This is a genomic window from Xanthomonas sp. NCPPB 2864 (assembly GCF_056675615.1).
This window is the reverse complement of sequence record NZ_JBWWVS010000001.1, coordinates 891034-915911: the sequence shown is the minus strand read 5'-3', so window position 1 is coordinate 915911 and position 24878 is coordinate 891034. Positions and strand designations below refer to the sequence as shown.

The 24878-nt window shown below is 66.7% G+C and carries 18 protein-coding genes; 6 read left to right on the top strand and 12 right to left on the bottom strand.

Translation table 11 applies throughout. From position 1 onward, the window contains the following. Nucleotides 1–27: 27 nt before the first annotated feature. From AC1KVE_RS03780 to AC1KVE_RS03750, 7 genes are all read right to left on the bottom strand, one after another. Nucleotides 28–1518 carry an efflux transporter outer membrane subunit gene (locus AC1KVE_RS03780; protein ID WP_481091890.1) on the bottom strand — a complete coding sequence of 497 codons (1491 nt, stop codon included), beginning with the start codon at nucleotides 1516–1518 and terminating at the stop codon, nucleotides 28–30. A gap of 4 nt (nucleotides 1519–1522) precedes the next feature. Continuing rightward, on the bottom strand, nucleotides 1523–3109 hold the full coding sequence (locus AC1KVE_RS03775) for an MDR family MFS transporter (protein WP_024940507.1): 1587 nt from the start codon (nucleotides 3107–3109) through the stop codon (nucleotides 1523–1525). Continuing rightward, nucleotides 3106–4308 carry an HlyD family secretion protein gene (locus AC1KVE_RS03770; RefSeq protein ID WP_434982343.1) on the bottom strand — a complete coding sequence of 401 codons (1203 nt, stop codon included), beginning with the start codon at nucleotides 4306–4308 and terminating at the stop codon, nucleotides 3106–3108. Before AC1KVE_RS03770 ends, AC1KVE_RS03775 begins: the two co-directional genes overlap by 4 nt. Nucleotides 4309–4504: 196 nt before the next feature. Beyond that, nucleotides 4505–5620 (bottom strand): polyamine ABC transporter substrate-binding protein, encoded by a 1116-nt coding sequence (locus tag AC1KVE_RS03765; RefSeq protein WP_024940509.1) that lies wholly within the window; start codon nucleotides 5618–5620, stop codon nucleotides 4505–4507. Nucleotides 5621–5829: 209 nt separating this feature from the next. Further along, nucleotides 5830–7206: an aspartate aminotransferase family protein gene (locus AC1KVE_RS03760; RefSeq protein ID WP_102251950.1), complete on the bottom strand. Its 1377-nt coding sequence runs from the start codon at nucleotides 7204–7206 to the stop codon at nucleotides 5830–5832. A 201-nt stretch (nucleotides 7207–7407) separates the two neighbouring features. After that, nucleotides 7408–8793 (bottom strand): glutamine synthetase family protein, encoded by a 1386-nt coding sequence (locus AC1KVE_RS03755; RefSeq protein ID WP_065031616.1) that lies wholly within the window; start codon nucleotides 8791–8793, stop codon nucleotides 7408–7410. 6 nt (nucleotides 8794–8799) lie between these two features. After that, the gene (locus AC1KVE_RS03750) at nucleotides 8800–9555 is read right to left on the bottom strand and encodes a gamma-glutamyl-gamma-aminobutyrate hydrolase family protein (RefSeq protein WP_167764113.1); all 756 of its coding nucleotides are present in this window, start codon (nucleotides 9553–9555) and stop codon (nucleotides 8800–8802) included. Between the two features lie 289 nt (nucleotides 9556–9844). Between AC1KVE_RS03750 and AC1KVE_RS03745 the strand changes: the two genes are divergently transcribed. The 4 genes from AC1KVE_RS03745 to AC1KVE_RS03730 all read left to right on the top strand — a co-directional run bounded on the left by AC1KVE_RS03745 (nucleotide 9845) and on the right by AC1KVE_RS03730 (nucleotide 14579). Further along, nucleotides 9845–11224, top strand: a complete 1380-nt coding sequence (locus AC1KVE_RS03745) for a glutamine synthetase family protein (RefSeq protein WP_481091891.1) — start codon at nucleotides 9845–9847, stop codon at nucleotides 11222–11224. After that, on the top strand, nucleotides 11224–12540 hold the full coding sequence (locus AC1KVE_RS03740) for an NAD(P)/FAD-dependent oxidoreductase (protein ID WP_481091892.1): 1317 nt from the start codon (nucleotides 11224–11226) through the stop codon (nucleotides 12538–12540). The genes AC1KVE_RS03745 and AC1KVE_RS03740 overlap by 1 nt, the downstream gene beginning before the upstream one ends. 96 nt (nucleotides 12541–12636) lie before the next feature. Beyond that, a complete protein-coding gene (locus AC1KVE_RS03735; RefSeq protein ID WP_024940515.1) occupies nucleotides 12637–13935 on the top strand; it encodes a diguanylate cyclase in 1299 nt (432 codons plus the stop codon). Between the two features lie 182 nt (nucleotides 13936–14117). Then, nucleotides 14118–14579, top strand: a complete 462-nt coding sequence (locus AC1KVE_RS03730) for a bacteriohemerythrin (RefSeq protein ID WP_102584758.1) — start codon at nucleotides 14118–14120, stop codon at nucleotides 14577–14579. A 59-nt stretch (nucleotides 14580–14638) separates the two neighbouring features. On the opposite strand, the gene AC1KVE_RS03725 is transcribed toward AC1KVE_RS03730, so the two are convergent. The 5 genes from AC1KVE_RS03725 to AC1KVE_RS03705 all read right to left on the bottom strand — a co-directional run bounded on the left by AC1KVE_RS03725 (nucleotide 14639) and on the right by AC1KVE_RS03705 (nucleotide 22086). Further along, entirely contained in the window at nucleotides 14639–15931 is a 1293-nt protein-coding gene (locus AC1KVE_RS03725; RefSeq protein ID WP_481091893.1) for an MFS transporter, read from the bottom strand. A 1010-nt stretch (nucleotides 15932–16941) separates the two neighbouring features. Then, on the bottom strand, nucleotides 16942–17220 hold the full coding sequence (locus AC1KVE_RS03720) for a hypothetical protein (protein ID WP_065031620.1): 279 nt from the start codon (nucleotides 17218–17220) through the stop codon (nucleotides 16942–16944). Then, nucleotides 17210–19558, bottom strand: coding sequence for an FdhF/YdeP family oxidoreductase (locus tag AC1KVE_RS03715; RefSeq protein ID WP_228910886.1), 2349 nt, complete (start codon nucleotides 19556–19558; stop codon nucleotides 17210–17212). The genes AC1KVE_RS03720 and AC1KVE_RS03715 overlap by 11 nt, the downstream gene beginning before the upstream one ends. After that, the gene (gene fdhD / locus AC1KVE_RS03710; RefSeq protein ID WP_228910884.1) at nucleotides 19555–20400 is read right to left on the bottom strand and encodes a formate dehydrogenase accessory sulfurtransferase FdhD; all 846 of its coding nucleotides are present in this window, start codon (nucleotides 20398–20400) and stop codon (nucleotides 19555–19557) included. The genes AC1KVE_RS03715 and fdhD overlap by 4 nt, the downstream gene beginning before the upstream one ends. A 6-nt stretch (nucleotides 20401–20406) precedes the next feature. Beyond that, nucleotides 20407–22086, bottom strand: a complete 1680-nt coding sequence (locus tag AC1KVE_RS03705; protein WP_047125188.1) for an OFA family MFS transporter — start codon at nucleotides 22084–22086, stop codon at nucleotides 20407–20409. A gap of 410 nt (nucleotides 22087–22496) precedes the next feature. On the opposite strand from AC1KVE_RS03705, the gene aptA reads away from it, so the two are divergent. Then, entirely contained in the window at nucleotides 22497–23849 is a 1353-nt protein-coding gene (gene aptA / locus AC1KVE_RS03700; RefSeq protein WP_481091894.1) for an omega-aminotransferase AptA, read from the top strand. Nucleotides 23850–23960: 111 nt separating this feature from the next. Further along, a complete protein-coding gene (locus AC1KVE_RS03695) occupies nucleotides 23961–24818 on the top strand; it encodes a plasmid replication/partition related protein (protein WP_481091895.1) in 858 nt (285 codons plus the stop codon). Nucleotides 24819–24878 lie beyond the last annotated feature (60 nt).

Below are 24878 nucleotides of genomic sequence, written 5' to 3'. Positions count from 1 at the left end.
GCCGACGCCCGCCGCGACGGCTATCGATCAGCGTGGCTCCGGCACCGGCGCGCTCCAGCCCAGACCCAGGCTCTTCTGCAGCGCGACGTAGTTCACCAGCAACTGTACCTGTGCCTGTGCGGCGGCGTCCTGCGCGGACAGCTGCTGGCGCTGCACGTCGAGCAGATCGATCGACGAGGTGGCACCGGCATCGCGCCGTTGCTGCATCAAGCCGGCCGAACGCGTGGCCGAGGCTTCGGCCTGCCGCGCCACCACCAGCTGCTTGCGCGCCGAGCCGAAGCGCGCCAATGCCGAATTGGCATCCTGCAACGCAGCCAGCACCGCGCCCTCGTACGCCGCCTCGCGCCCGGCGTTGCCGGCACGCGCCTGCTCCACCTGTGCCTTGGTGCGGCCGAAGTCGAAGATCGACCAGCGCAGCATCGGCACCGCCAGCGTGGTCAAGGCATCGGAATTGAAATCGCTGGGCGAGCCGGCGACCCAGCTCAGGCCGCCCAGCAGGCTCACCTGCGGAAAATACCCGTTCAACGCCTCGCCGATCTGCGCGCTGGAGGCAGCCAGTTCGCGCTCGGCCTTGCGCACATCGGGGCGGCGACGGATCAGGGCGCCGGCATCGTCCACGCGCACCTGGGTGGGCAGCATCGGCAATGGCTGCGGCGCGCTCAACTGCGCGTCCAGCGCGCCGGGCTCGCGCCCCACCATCAGCGCCAGCTGGTCCAGCGCTTCCTGCGATTGCATCTCCAACGGCAGGCGCTGCGCCTGTTGCTGCTGCACTTGCGTGGCGATCTGTTCGACCTGCAGGTCCGAGGCCGCGCCGCGCTCGCGGCGCTGCTGGGTCAAGCGCAGGGTCTGCCCGATCTTGTCCAGGTTCGCATCGGCGATCGCCAGCCGCGCCTGCAAGCCGCGGTAGTTCAGGTACACCTGCCCCACTTCGGCTGCCAGCTGCACCTGCGCATCGGCCAGCTCGGCTTCCGAGGCCTGCGCCTGCGCCAGCGCGCCTTCGGCGGCGCGACGGCGGCGGCCGAAGAAATCCAGCTCCCAGCTGGCGTCGAAACCGGCGCTGTAGATCTGGGTCTTTTCCAGATCCAGCGCCTCGCTACCCTGTGCCGGTGGCTGGCCGTTCTGGCCGCTCTGCAAGCCGCCCAGCGTATCGACGATGGTCTGCGGCGGCTCGGCATACGCATACACCGCGCTGGCGTTGAGCTTGGGCAGACGTTCGGCACGGCGCTGGCTGGCCAGTGCACGGTTGGCACGCAGCCGCGCCTGCGCCGCACGCAGGTTGGGACTGTCGGCCAGGGCCTGGGTGACCAGTTGGGTGAGGGTCGGGTCCTGCAGCTGCTCCCACCAATGATTCAACGGCGCGGCAGCGACCACGTCGGCGCCAGCGGCGCGATGCAGGGCCGGCGCCTGCACCGCCGTGTCGGCCACTGCCGGGGGCTTGGTGTAGTTGGGGCCAAGCATGCAGCCGCCGAGCAAAACCACGCTCAACGCCGCAGCCAGGGGCATGCGGATCAGGCGCATGGAATCAGTGCATTGCAAGGTGCGCCCCCTTGGGTAACGGCTTGAGCAAAAAGGCCAGCGGAATCGTGCAGACCACGATCACGCCGAAGATCCAGAACAGATCGCTATAGGTCATCACCAGGGCCTGCTGCTGCACCAGGCGCGCCAGCTGCGCGACCGAGCGAATGGCCGCCTCGCCGCCGGCGCTGCCCTGCATCTGCGCAGTCAGCCCGGAAAGAAAGTCCTGCGCGCGCGAGGAATTGGCGGTGATCGCGCTGCCGATGGTTTCGGTATGGAAGGTCATGCGGCGCTCCTGGAAGGTGGAGATCAGCGCAAGCCCCACCGAGCCGCCCAGGTTGCGGCCGGCGTTGAACAGGCCGGACGCATCGCCGGCCAGTTCGGGCGGCACAGACGAAATGGCCGCCTGGTTCAACGACATCATCGCCAGCGCCAGGCCGCAGCCCTGCAACAACTGGCCAGCGACAAAATGCATGCCCACGGTGTCGGCGGTCAGCGACAGATTGGCGAAGCAGGCCGCGGCAAAGCAGATCAGCCCGGCGATCACCAGGATGCGCACGTCCACCACCTCCAGCAGCTTGGGCATCATCGGCATCAACAGCACGGTCGGCAGGCCCGACAGCAGCAGCACGTAGCCGGCCTGCTCGGTGTTGTAGCCGGAGATCACCGCCAGGAACTGCGGAATCATGTACATGACGCCGAACAGGATCATGCCCACCGCCATGATCATGACGAACACCGCGCCGAAACTGCGGTGCAGCAGCAGCGACAGGTGGATCACCGGCGGCCGCTTGCGGAACTGGCCCACGACCAGTGCAGCGAATCCGCTGAGCGCGATCACGCTCAGCGCGTTGATCTCGCTGGATTCGAACCAGCGCTCGCGCTGGCCCTCTTCCAGCACCACGGTGAGCCCGCCCAGGCCGGCGGTCAGGCCGTAGATGCCCAGCCAGTCGGCATTGAGCAGGCCGGCCCAGTCGCCTTTTTCATGCTTGAGGCCAAGCAGCAGCAAGGCCACCAGGCCGACGCAGATCGGCACGTTGATGAAGAAGGCGTAGTGCCAGCTGACGTTCTCGGTGAGCCAGCCGCCGAGCAGCGGGCCGATCACCGGGCCCATGATCACGGTCATGCCGAACAGCGCGGTGCCCATCGTTTGTTGGCTCGGCGGCAGCCGGGTCGCAACGATGGTCAGCGCGGTCGGAATCAGCGCACCGCCGGCCAGGCCCTGCCCCACGCGGCCGATGATCATCATCGTCAACGAGGTCGACAACCCGCACACCACCGAAAACGCGGTGAACATCAGTGCGCAGATCAGCAGGAAGTTGCGCAGGCCCAGCGTGCGCACGAACCAGCCGGTCAGCGGGATCATGATGATCTCGGCAACCAGGTACGCGGTGGAGATCCAGGTGCCTTCGGTGCCGCTGGCGCCGACCTCGCCCTGGATGGTGGGCAGCGCCGCGTTGACGATGGAGATGTCCAGCGTCGCCATGAACGAGCCGATGGTGCCGGCCAGCACCGCCAGCCAGGCGCCCGGCTCGGCCTTCTCGCGTTGCGCGCTGCCGCCGGCACGCGGGCCGGTGGCTGCCGTTGCATTCATCGCGCGCGCTCCTGCGCCTGCACGCGATCGGATTCCTCCTCGGCCCGTTGCTTGGCGTCCTTGGCCGAGCGCGTGTCCACAGTGACCTCGACCGACATGCCCGGCACCAGCACCTTGCGCGCCTCGTCGCCGGCCAGCACGCGGATGCGCACCGGCACGCGCTGCACCACCTTGGTGAAGTTGCCGGTGGCATTTTCCGGCGGCAGCAACGCGAACTGCGAGCCGGTGCCCGGCGACAGGCTCTCGACCTTGCCGTGCAGCTTGACGCCCGACAAGGCATCGACCTCGATCTCGGCCGGCTGGCCGGGACGCATCAGGCCGACCTGGGTTTCCTTGAAATTGGCGATCAGGTACAGCGATTCCTGCGGCACGATGGTCATGGTGCGGGTGCCGGCCCCGAGGAACTGGCCGACCTGCACGGTCTTGTCGCCGACGCGGCCGTGGATGCGGCTGGTCAGCAAGGTGTCTTCCACCGCCACGCGGGCCTGGTCGGCATCGGCGCTGGCCTGCTTGAGACCGGCCTGGGCCTGCTCCAGCTGCGCGTTGCTGGCCAGGATCTGGCTCTGCGCGCCCTTGGCCTGCGCCTGCGCGGCCTGGTACTGGGCGCGTGCACGTTGCAGCTCGTGCTGCAGGCTTTCCTGGTGCTCGTGGGTGTCGGCGCCGGAGGCGGCCAACGGGGCGAAGCGCTTCACTTCGGCTTGGGCGAAGCTCAGGCTTGCCGCTGCCGAGGTGACCTGGCTACGCGCCTGCACCAGCGCCGACTCCTGCCCGGACACATTGGCGGTGGCTGCGGCGATATCGGCCTGGCGCGCGGCGATCGCGGCTTCGGCCTGCTGCAGGGTCGCCTGGTAGGTGCGGTCGTCGATCTGCAGCAGCGGCTGGCCGGCTTCCACGATCTGGTTGTCGTCCACCATCACTTTGGTCACGTAGCCGCTGACCCGCGGCGCCACGGCCACCGAGTCGGCCTGCAGGTAGGCATTGTTGGTGTCCTGCATGTAGCGGCCCTTGATCAGGTAATAGGCCAGCCAGATCACCAGCAGCACCACCACCAGCACCCCGACCACGATCAGCGTCCATTTGACCTTAGGATTCTTCAACGGCGAGGGCTTGGGCGGCTCCTGCTCGTTGTGCGCGCCGGTGCCTTGCGCATCCGTGCCCGAAGGCTGGCCGTCGTTGGACTGCTGGTCGTGGTTGCTCAAGGTGAGGCGTCCTGTGTCGTGGGCGAGGCGCGCGCGACGACGTACCGCATCAGCGGTCCGGCGAAGGCGGCGCAACCATACAATTATTTGAACCGCCCGGTACAGATTGCGTGACGACCGCAGTCAGCGCGCGCTCGGACTTGCAGGCGCACGCCTGGCAAGCGCTCTTACAAAACTGGAGGAGCGACTGCGGCGGTCAGCGACCGGTCTTGATCTCGGTCCACAGCCGCGTATACAGCCGGTCCACCTCCGGCGGATTGATCGCATAGGTGAACATCTTGGCGGTCACCTCTGGCGGCGGGTAGATGGTGGGGTCGTTGCGGATCGCCGCGTCCACCAGCGGCGTGGCGGTGCGCACCGGGTTGGCGTAGTGGATGAAGTTGCTGTTGGCCGCGGCCACATCCGGTTTCAACAGATAATTGATGAAGGCGTAGGCATTGTCGGGGTGCTTGGCGTCCTTGGGAATGGCCAGCATGTCGAACCACTGCGGCGCGCCTTCCTTAGGGATCGCATAGGCCACCTTGATGCCGTTGCCGGCTTCCACCGCGCGGTCGCGCGCCTGGATGATGTCGCCCGACCAGCCCACCGCCAGGCAGGTGTTGCCATTGGCCAGCGAGCTCACGTACTGGCTGGAATGAAAGTTCTGCACGTACGGGCGGATCGTCTTGATCAGCGCGGCAGCCTGCTCGATCTCGGCCGGCACGCTGCTGTGCGGATCCAGGCCCAGGTAATTGAGCGCGATCGGAATCAGGTCCGAGGGCGTGTCCAGCAGGGTCACGCCGCAGTCCTTCAACCTGGACAGGTTTTCCGGCTTGAACACCAGGTCCCAGCTGTTGGCGACCTCGGTGTTGCCGAAGATCGCCTTGAGCTTGTCCACGTTGTAGCCGATGCCGGTGGTGCCGATCATGTACGGCACGCCATAGGCGTTGCCCGGGTCCTGCGCGGCAATGCGCCGCATGATGTCCGGGTCCAGATTGGCCAGATTGGGGATCTTGGCCTTGTCCAGCGGCAGGAACACGCCGGCCTGGATCTGCCGGCCGAAGAAGTTCAGCGTGGGCACCACCACGTCGTAATCGCTGCCACCGGCGAGCAGCTTGGTTTCCACCATCTCGTCGCTGTCGAACACGTCGTAGGTGACCTTGATGCCGGTGCTCTTCTCGAACGCGGGAATGGTGTCTTCGGCGATGTAGTCCGAGTAGTTGTAGACGTTGAGCACCTTGGCACGCGCCTCGGCACCGCCGGGTGCATTGCTGCCACCGCAGGCGGCCAGCAAGGTGGTGGACAGCGTCAGGGCGAGCAGTCGCAGCGTCATGCGGGTCTCCAGGGCAGCACGATCAGGGCAGGCCAAGATGCGGCCGGTCGAAGGACCAGCCTACCCACGGTGGTTGTGTTTGCACAGCGCGGCGTGGCGGAAACCAACCGTACGCACCCGCTGGCCGGCGCGGCCGGTGCCGCAAGCGCCTCTGCCGGCCGCCCTGGCGGGTGTGCGCGACCGGCAAAGCTTGACGTGCGCCGGCCGGCTTAGGCGGCACCGATGCCCAGCGCCTGCGCAGTATCGTCCAGCGCCGCCCAGGCCTTGTCGAACAGCGCATCGACCTGTTCGCAGGTGATGATCAACGGCGGCGACAGCAGCATCGCATCGTAGGTGGCACGCAGGATCAGCCCGCGCCGCAGCGCGAAATCGCGGCACAGCGCACCGACCCGACCGCGTTCGGGGAAATAGACCCCGCGCCGGCGTTTGTCCGGCACCAGTTCCAGTGCCCCGACCAGGCCGGCGATACGCGCCTCGCCGACCAGCCGGTGCTCGCCCAGCTCGGCCCAGCGTTGTGCCAGATACGGCGCGATCCGGGTACGCGCAGTGTCCACGATGCCTTCGTCCTGCAGCAGGCGCAGGTTCTCCAGCGCCACCGCCGCGCAGACCGGATGCCCCGCATAGGTGCCGCCGTGCGCGAGCTCGCCGCCCTGCGCCTTGAGCACGCCGGCCACGCGATCGTTGAACATCGCCGCCGCCAACGGGATATAGCCGGAGGTGATGCCCTTGGCCAGCGTCATCACGTCGGGCTGGAAGCCGAAATAATCCGCACCGAACCAGGCACCGGTACGCCCGAACCCGCAGATCACCTCGTCGGCCACCAGCAACACGTCGTAGCGCTTGCAGATGCGCTCGATTTCCGGCCAGTAGCTGCGCGGCGGGATGTACACCCCGATCGCACCCATGATCGGTTCACCGATGAAGGCCGCCACGTTCTCTGGGCCGAGTTGCAGAATCTTGTCTTCCAGGCGCTTGGCCGCCAGCAAGCCATACTCCTCTGGATCCATCTCCCCGCCGTCGCCGAAGTGATACGGCGGCGCGATGTGGTGGATATCCGGAATCGGCAGGCCACCCTGCCTGTGCATGCCGCGCATGCCGCCCAGGCTGGCGCCGGCCATGGTGGTGCCGTGATAGCCGTCATGACGGCCGATGAAGATGCGTTTTTCCGGCTGCCCCTGCACCGCCCAGAAATGCCGCACCAGCCGCAGGATGGTGTCGTTGGCCTCCGACCCGGAATTGGCGAAGAACGCATGGTTCAGATCGCCCGGCGTCAGCTCCGCCAGCTTGGCGGCCAGATGGATGGTGGGCTCGGTGGTGCACTGGAAAAAGCTGTTGTAGTACGCCAGCTGTTCCATCTGCCGCGCCGCCGCCTGTGCCAGCTCCTTGCGCCCGTAGCCGACATTCACGCACCACAAGCCGCCGAACGCATCCAGCAACTTGTTGCCCTGCGCGTCCCAGACATACACGCCCTCGCCGCGGGTCAGGATGCGCGTACCCTTTTCGGCCAGTGCCGCGTTGTCGTTGAACGGATGCAGGTGATGGGCGGCATCGAGTTGCTGCAAGGTTTCCAACACAGTGGGGTGCACGGCTTGCTCCGGAAGGTGGCTCACGCCAGTGGCGCGAATGCAGTGGCGTTACGAAAGGCAGCTGGGGCAAAACGCATCGGACGCCTGCTGTGCACGTGGGCCTGGACCATGGCCAGACGACCTGCCCTCATCCGCCCTTCGGGCACCTTCTCCCGAGGGGAGACGGGAGCGGCGCGGCACGCTGCGCCGAGCGCAGACGCTTCACACATTCAACAACAGGAACTCCCGCTCCCACGAACTGATCACGCGGAAGAACGTCTCGTACTCCTTGCGCTTGACCGAGATGTAGGCGCGCACAAAGCGCCGCCCCAGCATCTCCTGCAAGGCCTCGCAGCCCTCCAGACCGTCCAGCGCCTCGCCCAGCGAGCGCGGCAGATCGTAGCCCTGCTCTTTGCCGTTGCTGCTGATCGGCGCGGTCGGTTCGAGCTTTTCGCGGATGCCGAGCAACCCGCAGGCCAGGGTCGCCGCCATCGCCAAGTACGGATTGGCGTCGGAGCCGGCAAAGCGGCTTTCCACCCGCATGTTCTGCGGCACATCGATCGGCACCCGCAGCCCGCAGGTGCGATTGTCGAAGCCCCACAGCACATTGCTCGGCGACACCTCGCCGAACATCAGCCGCCGGTAGGAATTGACGTTGGGCGCCAGCAGCCCCATCGCCATCGGAATGTATTTCTGCAGGCCACCAAGATAGTGCGCGAAGGTGTCGCTGAAGCCGCCGTCGCGTTTGCCGCTGAACACGTTCTTGCCGGTGCCGGCATGCAGCAGGCTCTGATGGATATGCATCGCACTGCCCGGCTCGGTCTCCATCGGCTTGGCCAGAAACGTCGCATACACGCCATGCCGCAACGCGGCCTCGCGCATGGTGCGCTTGAACAGGAACACCTGATCGGCGCGCGAGAGTGCATCGGCGTGGGTGAAGTTGACCTCCAGCTGCGCGGCGCCGGATTCGTGGATCAGCGTATCCACGTCCAGTTCCATCGCATCGCAATAGTCGTACATCAGGTCCAGGATGGGGTCGAACTCGTTGACCGCATCGATCGAATACGACTGCCGCGCGGTCTCCGGCCGACCCGAGCGCCCGGCCGGCGGCAACAACGGAAAGTCCGGGTCGGTGTTCTTCTGCACCAGGAAGAATTCCAGCTCCGGCGCCACCACCGGTTGCAGCTTGGCTTCGGCATAGGCGTCCAGCACGCGCCGCAGCACATTGCGCGGGGCAAGCTCATGCGGCTGGCCGTCCTTGGTGTAGCAATCGTGGATGACCTGCGCGGTGGGATCGGCCGCCCACGGCACCATGCGCACGGTGGATGCATCCGGGCGCAGATGCATGTCCGAATCCGATGGCGAGGTCAGCTCGTAGTAATCGTCCGGGAAATCGCCGGTGACGGTGGTCGCGAAGATGCCTTCCGGCAGCCGGGTGCCGTAGTCGTGCGAAAACTTGTCCGCCGGAATGATCTTGCCACGTGCGTTGCCGGTGATGTCCGGCACCAGGCACTCGACCTCGGTGATGTGGCGGTCCTTGAGCCAGCGGCGCAGCGCGCTCTCGGGCTGCTTGGGCGTGGATGTGCGCGAACGGGTGCGGATCGACATGCAACCTCACTGGCCGCGTCGAGCGGCGTATTGGCGACAGGCCTCGCCGAAGGCCTGGAAGATGGCACGGTAGAACGGATGCTGTGTGACACGCCACTCCGGATGCCACTGCACTGCGAGCAGAAAGCCCGGCCCGGGGCCGCGAAAGGCTTCGATCAGGCCATCCGGCGCGGTCGCCTCGATCAGCAGGCCGTCGGCCAGGCGTGCAATGCCCTGCCCGTGCAGCGAGTTCACCGCGACCTGCGCGCTGCCGCTCATGCCGGCCAGCAGGCCGCCGGGATGCAGCTGCACCGGATGCGCCGGGCCGTACTGCGTGTCCAGCGGCATGGCGCGGTCTTCGCGGTGATCAAGCAGGCCGGGCACGTCATGCACGCGTTGATGCAGGCGCCCGCCCAGCGCCACGTTGACCTCCTGCAGCCCGCGGCAGATCGCCAGCACCGGCAGGCCGCGCGCCAGTGCCTGCGGGATCAGCCCCAGGCTGGTGGCATCGCGCGCCGGGTCGTGCGGATTGCCCTCCCAGCTCGGCTCGTCGCTGTAGTGATGCGGTTCGACATTGCTGACCGCACCGGTCAGCAACAGGCCATCCAGGCGATCCAGCCACGCGCGCGCATCCAGCGTGGGCTGCAGGCTCGGCAACAGCACCGGCATGGCTCCGGCTGCGTCCACCACCGCGCGGATGTACTTCTCGCCGGTGGCCAGAAACGGATGCGGCCCTTGCTGGATGCGATCGGTCGGCAACCCGACCAGTGGAACGACAGCCATGCGGATCTCCCGGTTGAACGCGGCTGCATCACGTCGGCGCTCGCCACCAGGCAGGCGCTGGCACTGTACAGGGCACATGTGGCGCGCAGCTGGCGGCTTGCGCATCACCTGCATCGCTCCGACTGCGACGACTTGTCAGCGCGTGGTCGCCACGGGTTGATGGGCTGCGTTGCCGATGCCTGCGAACTTACCGTGCGGCCACCTGCATTGCCAGGGTTCCACACGCGCACAGTTGCGAACGATCACATGCGCTTTGCTAGTCTGAGCGGCGACCTCGCAGGTGGTGCCCATGGTTTCCGAGAACTCCGTCGCGTACTTGCCCGCCACCGATGCCGCCACGCTGGCGCGGATCGATGGCTGCGAAGCGGTCGATCTGCTATTGCCCGATACCAATGGCGTGCTGCGTGGCAAGCGTGTGACAGCCGAGGTCCTTAGCAAGGTCTATCGCGATGGCGTGTGCCTGCCGATGTCGCTGATCGCTACCGACATCACCGGCAATACCGTCGAGGAAACCGGGCTGGGCTACGCCATCGGCGATGCCGATCGCATCTGCCGGCCCATCGCCGGCTCGCTGCGCCCGGTGCCGTGGGCACCGCGGCCGATGGCGCAGCTGCTGCTGGCAATGCATCAGCCGGACGGCAGCGTGTTCGAGGTCGCACCGCGCGCGGTCTTGCAGCGCGTGCTGCACGGTTTTGCTGCGCTCGGCCTGACCCCGGTCATTGCGGTGGAACTGGAGTTCTATCTGTTCGATGCGGTGCCCGATGCGCAAGGACGCCCGCAGACGCCGCGCGACCCGCAGACCGGTGTGCGCAGCGACAGCACCCAGGTGTATTCCTTGCAGGACCTGGACGACCAGCGCAGCTTCACCGACGCGGTGGCTGACGCCTGTCGCCAGCAAGGCATCCCGGCCGACACCGCCGTGGCCGAGTACGCACCCGGCCAGTTCGAAATCAACCTGCAGCATCGCGCCGATGCGGTAGCCGCCTGCGACGAGGCGATCCTGCTCAAGCGCACCATCAAGGCGATTGCGCAACAGCAGGGCAAGCTCGCCAGCTTCATGGCCAAGCCGTTTCCCGGCCAGGCCGGCAGCGGCCTGCACCTGCACGTGAGCCTGCTCGACGTCGACGGGCACAACGTGTTTGCCGGCAACGTCGATGTACCCGCCGACTGCCTGCGCCATGCCATCGCCGGCCTGCAGCGGCACGCCGATGCCTCGCTGCTGATGTTCGCGCCGCACGCCAACAGTTACCGCAGGTTCGTCAGCAATGCCTTCGTGCCGCTGGATGCGAGCTGGGGCTTCAACAACCGCACCGTGGCGCTGCGCATCCCGCATAGCGATGCACGCAACACCCGCATCGAGCATCGCATCGCCGGCGCCGATGCCAACCCGTACCTGGCTGCCGCCGCCGTGCTGGCGGCCATGCTGGACGGCCTGCAACATCCCGGCGAGCCCAGCGCGCCAGTCACCGGCAATGCCTATGCGCAAGCGGTCTTTCGGCCGCGCACCTGGCAAGCCGCGGTGGATGCATTCGGCGCCAGCGACTTTGTCGGCGCGCAGTTCGGCAGCCAGTTCCAGCACGTATTCGGCCAGCAGAAACAGCGCGAGCTGCTCGACTACCAGGCGCAGGTGCCGGATCTGGATTACGCCCGGTACCTCCGGATCGTCTGATGGACGGCCCGGCCACAACGCTGCCGCCTGCCGATCCGCCGGGTAACGGCTATCCCGACAGCTGGTACGCCCGCAGCGCGCCGGTCTTGCCGGAGCAGCCATGCCTGCAGGGCGTGCAACGTGCCGATGTCTGCATCCTCGGCGCCGGCTACACCGGCCTCACCGCCGCGCTCGCCCTGGCCGAGGCCGGCTACAAGGTCATCGTGCTGGAAGCCAGGCGCATCGGCTGGGGCGCCTCCGGGCGCAACGGCGGCCAGGCCATCGTCGGCTACGGCTGCGAGCAGGAAACCCTGGAAGCGCTGGTCGGCGATGCCGACGCGCGGCTGCTGTTCGATTTCTCGCGCGACGGCATGCGCCTGCTGCGCGCGCGCATCGACCGCCACGCCATCGCCTGCGACTGGCGCGACGGCCACGCCCATGTGCCGCTGAAGCCGCGCCAGGTGCAGGCCTTGCAGCACGGCATCGTGCGCATGGCCGAGCGCTACGACTACCCGCTGGAATGGTGGGACCGCGCGCGTACGCGGCAGGTGCTGGACAGCCCGCTCTACCTGGGCGCGATGTTCGATCCGGCCAGCGGCCATCTGCATCCGCTGGCCTATGCGCTGGGCCTGGCGCGCGCAGCGCTGGCGGCCGGCGTGCGCATCCACGAGGCCTCGCCCGTCTTGCGGCTAGAGCACGGCACGCGCGTGACCATGCAGACCGACCAGGGCAGCGTCAGCGCCGAGTTCGGCGTGATCGCCGGCAATGCCCTGCTGCAGGGCATTTCCACGGCGCTGGAGCGCCGCATCATGCCGGTCGGCACCTATGTCGGTGCGACGCCGCCGCTGGGCCAGGCCCGTGCACGCGCGCTGATCGCCAACGACATGGCGGTCGCCGACACCAACTGGGCGCTGGACTACTACCGGCTCAGCGCCGACCACCGGCTGCTGTTCGGCGGACGCGCCAGCTACTCCTCGCGCCCGCCGCACGGCCTGGATCGGTTGATGACCCGGCGCATGCACACGGTCTTCCCGCAACTGCGCGACGTGCCGCTGCAAACGCTGTGGGGCGGCTACGTGGACATCTCGCGCAACCGCGCCCCGCACTGGGGCCGGCTGGGGCCCAACGTGTATTTCGCGCAGGGATTCTCCGGGCATGGCGTCGCCGCCACCGGCCTGGCCGGCCAGGTCATCGCCGAGGCCATCGCCGGCCAGAGCCGACGGCTGGACGTGTTCGCACGCATTCCGCATCGGCCCTTCCCCGGGGGGCGCCTGCTGCGCACGCCGCTGCTGGTGGCGGCGATGAGTTGGTACCGGCTGCGCGATGCGTTGTGGTGAACAGGGCACCGTCTTGGGCACTTTGAGACGCGGCGCTCAAGTTTTGGCGAGCAGGGCCGTTAGCTGGTATGACGGTTCGATCCGCACGGCCAGCCGATGTCCCCAGGTACCCTACATCGCAATAGTGAAAGCGCAGTCCTGCCGCAACGCGTGTTGCTGGTGGAGAACTCGCGCACTTTCACTAGCATGCTGCGCGAAGCCATCGAGCAACGTGTGGAGCTGCCGGTCACGGTCGTGTCGACGCTGGCGGAAGCTGCCCGTGTACTGGACGAAGAAGACGGCTGGTTTCTGGTCCTGACCGGCCTGGTATTGGTGGATGGCGACCGCGACAAGGTCGTGGAATTCTTCCTCTCGCGCAAGCTGCCCACGGTGGTGGTCAGCGGCGTCTATGACGAGGATCTGCGCCAGCGCGTGCTGCAGCAGCAGATCATCGATTACGTACTCAAGAACGCGCCCGGCAGCATCGAATATCTGGCCTGGCTGGTGCAACGCCTGGAGCGCAATCGCCGCATCGCCGCGCTGGTGGTGGACGATTCCCTGTCCGCACGGACCTATGCGGCCGCGTTGCTGTCGATGTACGGCTACCGCGTGGTGCTGGCAGCCGACGGTGCGGCCGGCCTGCAGGCGATCGAGCGCGACCCCGGCATCCGCCTGACCATCGTCGACCAGGAAATGCCCGGCATGGAAGGGGTGGAATTCACCCGCCGGCTGCGTGCGATCCGTTCGCGCGACAAGGTCGCGGTGATCGGCATCTCCGGCAATAACGACTCGTCGCTGATCCCGCGTTTCCTGAAGAACGGTGCCAACGATTTCCTGCGCAAGCCGTTCTCGCGCGAAGAGTTCTTCTGCCGCGTGTCGCAGAACGTGGACCAGCTGGAACTGATCGGCACGCTGCAGGACCTGGCCACCCGCGACTTCCTCACCGGCCTGCCCAACCGGCGCTATTTCCTGGAACAAAGCCAGCGGGTAATCCCCACCCTGCTGTCGCAGGAGCAGACGGTCACCGCGGCGATGCTGGACATCGACCACTTCAAGCACATCAACGACACCTGGGGCCACGAAGCCGGCGACCAGGCGCTACGCGCGGTGGCCGCGTCGGTCTCCAGTCATGCGCGGCCGCAGGATCTGGTAGCGCGTTTCGGCGGCGAAGAATTCTGCCTGCTGGTACCGGGGCTGGATGCCGCCAACGCCACCAGCTACTTCGAAACCCTGCGCGAACGCATCAGCGCACTGCGCGTGCGGATCGGCGACGAAACCCTCAGCATGACGGTGAGCATCGGTGTCTGCATCGCTACCGAAGACGGCCAGTCGCTGCACCATCTGCTGGGCGAAGCGGACAAGTACCTCTATCTGGCCAAGGCCGGCGGCCGCAACCAGGTGCGCCTGGCCAGCTGAGCGGCGCAGGTTCGTGCGCTGCACGGCCGGCGGCGCGCCCGATCCGGCGGTATCGCCGGCAACATAGAATCGCCCCGCAGCACGCACGCCGCCCGCGCGCCGTGACCTTATTTGATCCAGATCAAGGCGTTGGCGATCACGCGCGCCTATCGTGCCCTCATCGTATGGAACAAGGGCGAACGATGGCTTTGCTGGTCTGGCAGGACGACCTCAACACCGGGATCGAGGTCATCGATCACCAACACCGGCGTATCGTGGAAATGATCAATCAGCTGCATGCCGCGCACGCCAGCCTGCAACGCCTGGCAGTGGCCGAGGTGATCGACGAATTGATCGACTACACGCTGTCGCATTTTGCCTTCGAGGAAGAACTGATGGAGGAAGCCGGCTACCCCTTCAGCCTGGCGCACAAGCGCGTGCACGAGGTCTTCGGCAAACGTGTCGGCGAGTACCGGCTGCGGTTCCAGGCCGGCGAAGACGTCTGCGACGAACTCCGCAGCATGCTCTCGCGCTGGTTGTTCAACCATATCCGCGGCGACGACCAGGCCTATGCGCCGCAGGTGATCGCACATCTGGACCAGTTCGCGCGCAGCCACCAGCACGGCAGCTGGCTTGGACGCACACTCAAGCGCCTGTTCCGCTAGCGACCACTCTGCACCTGGGCGCAATCCGCCTCACCGATGACGCCGCCCCGCGTACGTCTTCAAACGCCAACCGGGCGACGCGATCTGCGGGCCACGATCAACGCCAGCAGGCTCAGCACCGCCGCGGCGCCCAGATACTGCCCGACCGCCTGCACGCCATAGCGTGCGGCCAGTTGCGTGGCCACGTACGGCGCCGGTGCCGCCCCCAGGATGCTGGCCAGGTTGAACGACAGCGAGGCTCCGGTGTAGCGCACCTCGGTGGGATACAGCTCGGCCAGCAGCGTGCCGCAGGGGCCGTAGGTCAGGCCCATGAAGAAGAAGCCCAGTGCAAGGAACGCGAGTACCTGCAACGGGTGATTGGCCTGGAACAGTGGCGCGAACGCCAACCCGAACGCGATGATCGCCACACTGGCCAGCATCATCGCCAGCGGCGCGCCATGCCGGTCGCCGAACCTGGCCGACAGCGGGATGCCGATCGCGAAAAACACGATCCCGGCCATCTGCAACAGCAGGAATTGCTCCTTGTCGTAGCCCAGGGTCTTGGTCCCGTAGCCCAGCGCAAACACCGTCATCAGATAGAACAGCACGAAGGTGGCGAATGCGCCCAGCGTGCCGATGATCAGCGCCGGCCAGTGCTGCGAGATCACCGTACCCAAGGGCAGGCGCACGCGCGTCTTGTGCTCCAGGGTCTTCTGGAAGTCCGGCGTCTCGGTGATGCTCAGGCGCACCCACAGGCCGGTCAGCACCAGCAATGCGCTGGCCAGAAACGGCACCCGCCAGCCCCATTGCATGAACTGCGCATCGTCGAGCACCGCGCCCATGCCGAGAAAGGTGCCGGTGGACAGCAGAAAGCCGAGCGGCGCACCCAGCTGCGGAAACATGCCGTACCACACGCGCTTGCCGGGCGGCGCATTTTCGGTGGCAAGCAGCACGGCCCCGCCCCACTCGCCGCCCAGCCCCAGGCCCTGGCCAAAGCGGCACAGCGCCAGCAACGCAGGTGCGAACACGCCGACCTGCGCGTAGCTGGGCAGCAAGCCGATCGCCACGGTGGACAGGCCCATCGTCAGCAGCGCCGCCACCAACGTGGCCTTGCGCCCGATCCGGTCGCCGAAATGGCCGAACACTGCCGAGCCCACCGGCCGTGCGATAAAGGCCACCGCAAACGTCGCCAGCGACTGCAGCATCGCCGCACTGCCATCGCCCGCCGGAAAGAACAGCGTCGGGAACACCAGCACCGCAGCGGTGGCGTAGATATAGAAATCGAAAAACTCGATGGTGGTGCCGATCAGACTGGCGAACAGCACGCGCGCGGGCGAATTGATGGGAGCAGCAAGCGGCGCAGCAGCAGTCATCGTTGATCGGCATCCAGACAAGACAAGTCAGCCGATTCTGGCAGATTGCAGCAACGGTTTGCGCAGACCAACCTGCTTGCAAAAAGTTACAGCCGTGACTGCCTGCCTTTGCGGGTAGTGGCAGCCTCATGTCTTTCGGAATCTCGGTTGCTTTGGAGCCTTCGGACAGTGTTGATAGATGTTTTTTAGAGCGGATGATCTGCGGCTTGGTTGCAGGGTCCTTGCCCGCCCACCATCGCAGGACACGCCGCAAGTACGTCCATGTAGGCTCTTACGCGGCATCCATGCCGCGTAAGGTCCCGCGACGGTGAGCGGACAACGACCAGTCAAGATGGTCGGTGTGCGCGGTAAGAGCAGTGTTTGATGCGCGTTGTTCGTATCACCTTGCACCCGATCAGCTCCCGATGCAGGCCGAGCAACCGGCAGGCTTTCAACACGCGACTTACAAACGTCTCATCTTCCCACCGCAAGCCGAGAAATAAGCTTTGAGGAAAGCAGCCGACCAACTCTCTGGTGCGGTGTCCTTGCCGGTTGCGGGACCCTCGGCGGCATGGATGCCGCCGAGGAGCCTCCACGGATGGATTCACGGCGTGTCCCGCAAGCGGTGAGGGCACCGCGCGCTCGATCAACCGGGCTTTTGACCCAAATCTTCGACTGCATCCACAACGGCGCTACGATTGAAGAGCTCGGTGGGTCTTGGAGTGGTCGGATAGTGCTGATAGATCGCTTGCAGAGCGTCGGGTCTGCGACTTTGCTGCAGCGCCCTTGCCCGCCCACCATCGCAAGACACGCCGCAAGTACGTCCCTGTAGGCTCTTACGCGGCATCCATGCCGCGTAAGGTCCCGCGACGGTGAGCGGACAAGGACCAGTCAAGATGGTCGGTGTGTTTGGTTGCAAGCAAAGCATGGACTGCGTTGTTCGGATCAGGTTGCATCTGATCAAGCTTCCCGTGCAAGTGAAGATGCTTCAGTCACCCGCTTTCCTCAGCCGGGAGGTACCAGCAAGTTGCTCAGTCGCCCTGCTGCGTTTGCGTCATTGCACGTTGCGCATGCGCTGCCAAACCGAGATCCGTCAGCACCGCGAATTGGCGCTCGCCGCGGTCTTCCAGCTGGATCCAGCCCGGACCGGGTTGACCATCCAGACTGGCGTTACCCAACCACGCCAGGGTGCGCAGCAGCACGCTCATGCGCACGCCCAGTTGCTTGCACAGGCGCGCCAGCGACACGCCCTCGGGCGTGTCGGCCAATGCGGCAAGCAGCAGCGCGGTGAGCTGCGGATCAGCGGACAAGCACCGCTCCGATGTCGCGCGGCGCCGCATCGGCGGTTTCGGCGCGGTGCGGCAGCACGATCACCGGAATCGACTTGGAGGTGGGCGTGCGCGCTTCGTCGGCAAAGCTGGACAGCGGCACCAGCGCGTTGGTTTCCGGGTAATACGCCGCCAGGCAGCCGCGCGGAATGTTGTAGTCCACCAGCAGGAAGCGGCGCGCCTCGCGGTGCACACCGTCCTCGCACAGGCTCTCCAGGTCCACCCAGTCGCCGGCCTTCATGTTCAACGCGGCGATATCCGCGCCATTGATGAAGAGCACGCGACGCTCGCCGAACACGCCGCGGTAGCGATCGTCCAGCCCGTAGATGGTGGTGTTGTATTGATCGTGCGAGCGCGTGGTGGCCAGCGTAAACACCATCTGCTCGGTGTGGCTGCGGCGTGCGCGATGAATCGGGTTGTCGGTCGGCACCGCGTGCGGCTTGAACACCGCGCGCTTCTCGGGCGTCACCCACTGGCGATCGCGCGCGGTGTTGGACAGGCGGAAGCCGCCCGGCACCCGCACGCGCTGGTTGAAATCGGCAAAATCGGGGAACACCTGGGCAATCAGGTCGCGAATGCGGTCGTAGTCGCCCACCAGCCAACGCCAGCGGATCGCGCTGCGCGCACCCAGCGTCGCCTCGGCCAGCCGCGCCACGATCGCCGGCTCGGACAACAGCTCCGGCGAGGCCGGCGGATTGATGCCGGCCGACAGGTGCACCATGCTCATCGAATCTTCCACCGTCACGCCTTGCGAGCCGGCGTCCTGGATGTCGATTTCGGTACGGCCCAGGCATGGCAGGATCAGCGCATCGCGCCCATGCACCAGGTGGCTGCGATTGAGCTTGGTGGTGACATGCACGGTCAATTCGCAATTGCGCAGCGCGCGATGCGTGGCGTCGGTATCCGGCGTGGCAGCGGCAAAGTTGCCGCCCATCGCGAAGAACACCTTGCCGCGCCCGTCCAGCATCGCCTCGATCGCACCGACGGTGTCGAAGCCGTCTTCGCGCGGTGGCGCGAACCCGAACAGCGTCTGCAACTTGTCCAGAAACGCGGCCGGCGGTTTTTCGTAGATCATCATCGTGCGGTCGCCCTGCACGTTGCTGTGTCCGCGCACCGGGCACACGCCCGCGCCCGGCCGGCCCAGATGGCCGCGCAGCAACAGCAGGTTGGTGATCATGTGGATGGTGGCCACCGAATGCTTGTGCTGGGTGATGCCCATGCCCCAGCAGGCGATCACGCGCTCGGCATTGAGATAGAGTTCGCCGGCCTTGCGCAGCGCCGCTTCGTCCAGCCCGGACTCTTCGACAATGGTGTCCCAGGATTCGCCATGCACCTCGGCAGCGAAAGCGTCGAAGTTGGCGGTGTGGGCGTCGATGAATTCCAGATCCAGCAGCCTTGGCGTGCCGTCGCGCTGGGCTTGTGCGTCGCGCTCGAGCACGTGCTTGATGATGCCCTTGACCGCGGCCAGATCGCCGCCGATCTTGAGCTGGAAATAATCCGAGGCGATGCGGGTGGAGCCGTTGTGCAGCATCTCCAGCTTGTCCTGCGGGTCGGCGAACTTCTCCAGCCCGCGCTCGCGCAACGGATTGAATGCCGCAATCGCCGCGCCGCGCTTGGAGGCCTGACGCAACTCGCCGAGCATGCGCGGGTGATTGGTGCCCGGATTCTGCCCGAAGATGAAGATCGCATCGGCCAGTTCGAAATCGTGCAGCGACACCGTGCCCTTGCCCACGCCGATCTGCGAACGCAGCGCGGTGCCGGACGGCTCGTGGCACATGTTGGAGCAGTCGGGGAAATTGTTGGTGCCGAACTCGCGCACGAACAACTGATACAGGAAGGCCGCTTCGTTGCTGGTGCGCCCGGAGGTGTAGAAGATCGCCTCGTCCGGCGATGCCAGCCCGTTGAGGTGCCCGGCGATCTGCGCAAACGCCTCGTCCCAGCTCACCGGCACGTAATGATCGGTGACCGCGTCGTAACGCATCGGCTGGGTCAGCCGGCCCTGCCCTTCCAGCCAGTAGTCGCTGTACTGCGACAGCAGGCTGACGCTGTGCGAGGCGAACAGCTCCGGCCCGGCGCGGCGCGCCGTGGACTCTGCCGCGACGGCCTTGGCGCCGTTCTCGCAGAACTCGAAGGTGGAGGTGTGATCGCGGTCGGGCCAGGCGCAGCCGGGGCAGTCGAAACCGTCCGGCTGGTTGGCGTGCAGCAGCGTCTTGGCGCCCTGCACCGCGATGTCCTGTTCCATCAGGTGCTTGGCAACCGAGCGCAATGCGCCCCAGCCGCCGGCGGGATTGTCGTATTGCTGGATGGTCTTCTTGCTCATGCGGGCTCTCCCACGCCAACGCCCAGATTCAGGCGCTGCGGATGGCTGTAAACGACACAATCGTGATCGCGGGCAAACCCGATCAGGGTCAGTCCCGCACTGTCGGCCAGGCTGATCGCCAGCGCGGTCGGTGCCGAAATCGCTGCGAGCAGCGGGATCCGGGCCTGCGCGGCTTTCATGGCCATTTCGTAACTGGCGCGGCTGGTGACCACCGCAAACCCTTGCGATGCATCGACGCGCTCCCGCGCCAGCGCACCGATCAACTTGTCGAGCGCGTTATGCCGGCCGACGTCTTCGCGCACGTAGCGCACCACACCGTGCACATCGGCCCAACCGGCGGCATGCACCGCGCCGGTCTGTGCGGCGATCGGCTGCTGCGCGTGCAGCGCTTCCAGCGCACGCGCCAAGGCCTGCGCATCGATCTGCAACGCCGATTGCAGCAGCGGCGGCACACGCAGCACCGTCTCGATCGATTCGTTGCCGCACACCCCGCAACCGCTGCGGCCATCCAGATTGCGCCGTCGCCGGTCCAGCGCAGCGGCACGTTCGGGCGGGATCTCGATCTGCAGCGAAGCGCCTTCCAGAAACGTCTCCACCGCCACCACCCGCAGATCCTGCGGCTGGTCGACGATGCCCTCGCTCAGCGAGAACCCGAATGCGAAATCCTCCAGGTCTTCCGGCGTGGCCATCATCACCGCGAACGGCACGCCGTTGTAGTGGAAGGCGACCGGCATTTCGGCCGCCACCATGTCCTGCACCGTGGCGTTGCGGCCGCCGCGATGGCGGACAACCGTGCGCACCACACTGCCGGCGCGCACGGAACGGGAAGACGGAAGTGTCATCTCATCTCAATGAAACAGCACGAAGGCTTTCTGCAGCGTGACCCAGATGCCCCAGGACATCGGCACGCCCACCGCCAGCCAGGCCAGCGCGACCAGGGCGGGGTTGCCGCCATGCCCGATGCGCGCCATCTGCTCCGGCGGCAGCACCGCCTTGCCGCTGCGGTCCACCTTCTCGTGCGCCAGCTGCTTCTCGCGCGCCAGTTCTTCCGGCGTCATGAAATGACGCGCGGCCACCGGGCGCACCAACAGGTTGCAGATCAGACCGAGCACCAACATGCCGGCGAGGATGTACATGGTGGTGTTGTAGACCTGTGACGGCGGGCTGCCGTGGGCCAGCTGGTACTCGCGCATGTAGCCGACCACCACCGGACCGAGGATGCCGGCGGTGGCCCAGGCGGTCAGCAGGCGGCCGTGGATGGCGCCGACCATCTGGGTGCCGAACAGGTCGGCCAGGTATGCCGGGATGGTGGCAAAGCCGCCGCCGTACATCGACAGGATGATGCAGAAGATGCCCGCAAACAGCGCAATGCCGCCCACACCGCCGGCCGACGGCGCAGCCGCGTACAGGCAGATGCCCAGCACGAAGAACAGCGTGTAGGTGTTCTTGCGGCCGAGCTTGTCGGACATGCTGGCCCAGAAGAAGCGCCCGCCGATGTTGAACAGGCTGAGCAGGCCGGTGAAGCCGGCCGCGATGGCCGCGATGCTGGCCAGCTGCGCCGTATCCAGGCTGCCGAAGCCGACATCCACCCCGATCAACCGGCCGCCGAACACTTCCTGCAGCATCGGCGAGGACATGCCGATCACGCCGATGCCGGCCGACACGTTCAGGCACAGCACGCCCCACAGCAGCCAGAACTGCGGGATGCCCCAGACCTTGCTCACGTGCACGTGGTTGGCAGTGATCATGGCGTTGTTGCTGGCCACCGGCGCGGTCCAGCCGGCGGGGGTCCAGCCGCTCGGCGGCACGCGGTAGCCGAACGCGCCGGCCATCATGAAGACGAAGTACAGCGCCGCCATTACCAGGAAGGTTTCCAGTACGCCCACCGAGGTCGGCGTGGCGAAGTGACGCATCAGCGCATCGGCCAGCGGGCTGCCGATCATCGCGCCGCCACCGAAGCCCATGATCGCCATGCCGGTCGCCATGCCGCGACGGTCTGGGAACCACTTGATCAGCGTCGACACCGGCGAGATGTAGCCCAGGCCCAGACCAATGCCGCCGATCACGCCCGAGCCCAGCCACAGCATCCAGATCTGATGGAAGTGGATGCCGGCTGCCGAAATCACCAGGCCACCGCACCAGCACAGCGCCGAGACCACACCGGCCTTGCGCGGGCCGGCACGTTCCAGCCAGCCGCCCCAGATCGCCGCCGAGCAGCCCAGCAGCACAAAGAACAGCGTGTACATCCACTGCAGCTCGCTGATCTTCCAGTCGCAGGTGGTGGCGACCATGCGCGCGAACAGGCCCATGTCGGCTGGGCACGCGATCGCCTCGGTGATGCCCAGCGCCTTGGACAGCGGCAACCAGAACACGCTGAAGCCATAGGCCATGCCGATACACAGGTGGATCGCCAATGCCGCCGGCGGTACCAACCAACGATTGAAGCCCGGACGCGCAACGATGCGCTCCTTGGACAGCAGGCCGGCGTCTGCGCCGTTGGCGCTCGCCACGGTGGACCCTTGTGTCATTCCCGTTCCCCTAAAAAAGTGCGATGAAGTGTGTCCGGAGCGCCCGACAGGATGGCTGCATGCAGGCGGTGTCAGTGGTTCCGAAAACGATTGATGGCTGCGATCGATTGACGTGTTGCGATAAGGGCAGCGGCGACTACCAGGCCCAACTGGCACTCGTCTGGCGCATCATCGGCGATCGTTGAATCTTTGCAATGCTTTGGCACGCCCCGCAGCCAGTCAAAAACCCGTCATGGCCTGCGCCACAAGGCGTTCCCACAGCTTAGCGGCCGACGTTGCGACTAATTGACTAGTCCATGCGGATCGGCGCATGCGGGTCCGCAAATCGTGCTCGCCGTCGCGCTCGGCCGGGGTGACGGCCGACGCGCGGTGGCCGTACAGTCGGACGCTTCCCAGCGACGGAGTCCGCCATGCACGACCACCCTCCGCGCGATGGCGCGCACGCGCTGCAGGCACCGGCGCACCTGGACGCGTTCTGGATGCCGTTCACCGCCAACCGCCAGTTCAAGGCGCGCCCGCGCTTGCTGGCCTCCGCTGCCGGCATGTACTACCGCGATGTCGACGGCCGCCAGATCCTGGACGGCACCGCCGGGCTTTGGTGCTGCAATGCCGGCCACGCCCGCGAGCGCATCGTGGCGGCGATCCGTGAGCAGGCCGGCACGCTGGATTTCGCGCCGACCTTCCAGATGGGTTCACCGCTGCCGTTCGTGCTGGCGCAGCGGCTGGCCGCGATCGCACCGCCCGGCCTGGGCCATGTGTTCTTCACCAACTCCGGCTCGGAGGCAGTCGATAGCGCGATGAAGATCGTGCTGGCCTACCACCGCCTGCGCGGCGAGGGCCAGCGCACCCGCTTCATCGGGCGCGAGAAGGCCTATCACGGGGTCGGCTTCGGCGGCATGTCGATCGGCGGGCTGCCCAACAACCGCAAATGGTTCGGCCCCCTGCTGGCCGGCACCGACCATCTGCGGCATACGCTGGATCTGCAACGCAATGCCTACGCGCGCGGGCTGCCGGCGCACGGCGCCGAGCTGGCCGACGATCTGGAACGCCTGATCACCCTGCACGACGCCTCGACCATTGCGGCGGTCTTCGTCGAGCCGGTATCCGGCTCGGCCGGGGTGATCCTGCCGCCGGAAGGCTATCTGCAGCGGCTGCGCGCCATCTGCGACCGCCACGGCATCGTGCTGGTGTTCGACGAGGTCATCACCGGCTTCGGCCGGGTCGGCGAGGCGTTCGCGGCGCAACGCTTCGGCGTCACGCCCGACCTGATCACCGCCGCCAAGGGGCTGACCAGCGGCAGCGTGCCGATGGGCGCGGTCCTGGTGGCCGATGCGATCCATGCGGCCTTCATGCAGGGGCCGCAGAACGCGATCGAGCTCTTCCACGGCTACACCTATTCCGGCCATCCGCTGGCCTGCGCCGCGGCGATCGCCACGCTGGACACCTACGCCGAAGAACACCTGTTCGACCGCGCGATCACGCTGGGCCCGCAATGGGAAGACGCACTGCACAGCCTGCGCGGGCTGCCGCACGTCATCGACATCCGCAACATCGGCCTGATCGGCGCGATCGAGCTGGCGCCACGTGACGGCGCGCCGGGCGCACGCGGCTACGAGGTGTTCGAGCGTTGCTTCCACGACGGCGGCCTGCTGGTGCGCGTCACCGGCGATGTCATCGCGCTGTCACCACCGCTGATCGTCACCCCCGAACAGATCGGGCAGATGGTCGAAACGCTGGGGAATATCCTGCTCAGCACTGCCTGACGACCAGGGCACAGGCGCCCGCGCGTAACGCCCGCACGCAGCGCGGTCAAGCGCGCAAAGCCGGGGCAGGCTCACTACAATGCCGGGCCCGCACTTCCCCGCAGTTGCCGCATGAACATCGTTGTCAAAGAAGAACTCAAGGCCTACATCGACCCGCTGACGCCCGACGAGCACGAGGCGCTGGAACGCAGCCTGCTGGCCGAGGGCTGCCGCGATGCGCTGGTGCTGTGGGGCGACGTGCTGGTGGATGGCCACAACCGCTACGGCATCTGCCAGAAGCACGACCTGCCGTTCCAGACCGTGCAGAACCCGCGCTTCCAGTCGATGCAGGACGTGCAGCTGTGGATGATCGAGCAGCACCTGGGCCGGCGCAGCGTATCGGACTTCCAGCGCGGCGTGCTGGCACTGCGCAAGCGCGAGATCCTGGCCGCGCGCCAGCGCAGCCAGCGCGACGCCGACGCCGCTGCCGAAGCGCCGGCGGTTGCCGACATTGAGCAGCCGGCCACCGGCATCGACCACGACGCCACGCCGGTGGCCGCGGACAGCGACAGCCCGCCGTGGGAAGAGACCTCCACTCCGGTCAGCCGCGCCGAGCTGGCGCGCGAGGCCCGCCTGAGCAACAACCAGGTGGTGATGATCGAGCGCATCCACAAGCAGGCCGCCCCGGAAGTGGTGCAGGCGGTCAAGGCCGGCGAGATTTCGATCAGCGCCGCCGCTGCCGTGGCCACCTTGTCCGAGGACGAACAGCGCGCCGCCGCGCAGGCCGGCAAGGCCGAGCTCAAACAGGCTGCCAAGCGCGTACGCGACGCCAAGCGCAAACCCAAGCCCGACGAGGCTGAAGGCGGCGAAGCCGAACGCCGCGACATGAAAGCCCTGCAACGCCGCGTCAGCGAACTGGAAAACGAAAACGCCGCGCTGCAGGCCAAGGTGACCGCGCTGCAATCGCAGCTGGAGCGCCTGCGCGGCTAAGTGCCGGACGGTGCATCACCGTAGGAGCGCACCCGGGTGCGACCTGGCCTTCCCGGTAAC

Bases quoted from the DNA above. Each gene is read 5' to 3' on its own strand.
- AC1KVE_RS03780 (WP_481091890.1), bottom strand. From the start codon at position 1,518: ATGCGCCTGATCCGCATGCCCCTGGCTGCGGCGTTGAGCGTGGTTTTG.
- AC1KVE_RS03775 (WP_024940507.1), bottom strand. From the start codon at position 3,109: ATGAATGCAACGGCAGCCACCGGCCCGCGTGCCGGCGGCAGCGCGCAA.
- AC1KVE_RS03765 (WP_024940509.1), bottom strand. From the start codon at position 5,620: ATGACGCTGCGACTGCTCGCCCTGACGCTGTCCACCACCTTGCTGGCC.
- AC1KVE_RS03755 (WP_065031616.1), bottom strand. From the start codon at position 8,793: ATGTCGATCCGCACCCGTTCGCGCACATCCACGCCCAAGCAGCCCGAG.
- AC1KVE_RS03750 (WP_167764113.1), bottom strand. From the start codon at position 9,555: ATGGCTGTCGTTCCACTGGTCGGGTTGCCGACCGATCGCATCCAGCAA.
- AC1KVE_RS03745 (WP_481091891.1), top strand. From the start codon at position 9,845: ATGGTTTCCGAGAACTCCGTCGCGTACTTGCCCGCCACCGATGCCGCC.
- AC1KVE_RS03740 (WP_481091892.1), top strand. From the start codon at position 11,224: ATGGACGGCCCGGCCACAACGCTGCCGCCTGCCGATCCGCCGGGTAAC.
- AC1KVE_RS03735 (WP_024940515.1), top strand. From the start codon at position 12,637: ATGTCCCCAGGTACCCTACATCGCAATAGTGAAAGCGCAGTCCTGCCG.
- AC1KVE_RS03730 (WP_102584758.1), top strand. From the start codon at position 14,118: ATGGCTTTGCTGGTCTGGCAGGACGACCTCAACACCGGGATCGAGGTC.
- AC1KVE_RS03725 (WP_481091893.1), bottom strand. From the start codon at position 15,931: ATGACTGCTGCTGCGCCGCTTGCTGCTCCCATCAATTCGCCCGCGCGC.
- AC1KVE_RS03715 (WP_228910886.1), bottom strand. From the start codon at position 19,558: ATGAGCAAGAAGACCATCCAGCAATACGACAATCCCGCCGGCGGCTGG.
- fdhD (WP_228910884.1), bottom strand. From the start codon at position 20,400: ATGACACTTCCGTCTTCCCGTTCCGTGCGCGCCGGCAGTGTGGTGCGC.
- AC1KVE_RS03705 (WP_047125188.1), bottom strand. From the start codon at position 22,086: ATGACACAAGGGTCCACCGTGGCGAGCGCCAACGGCGCAGACGCCGGC.
- aptA (WP_481091894.1), top strand. From the start codon at position 22,497: ATGCACGACCACCCTCCGCGCGATGGCGCGCACGCGCTGCAGGCACCG.
- AC1KVE_RS03695 (WP_481091895.1), top strand. From the start codon at position 23,961: ATGAACATCGTTGTCAAAGAAGAACTCAAGGCCTACATCGACCCGCTG.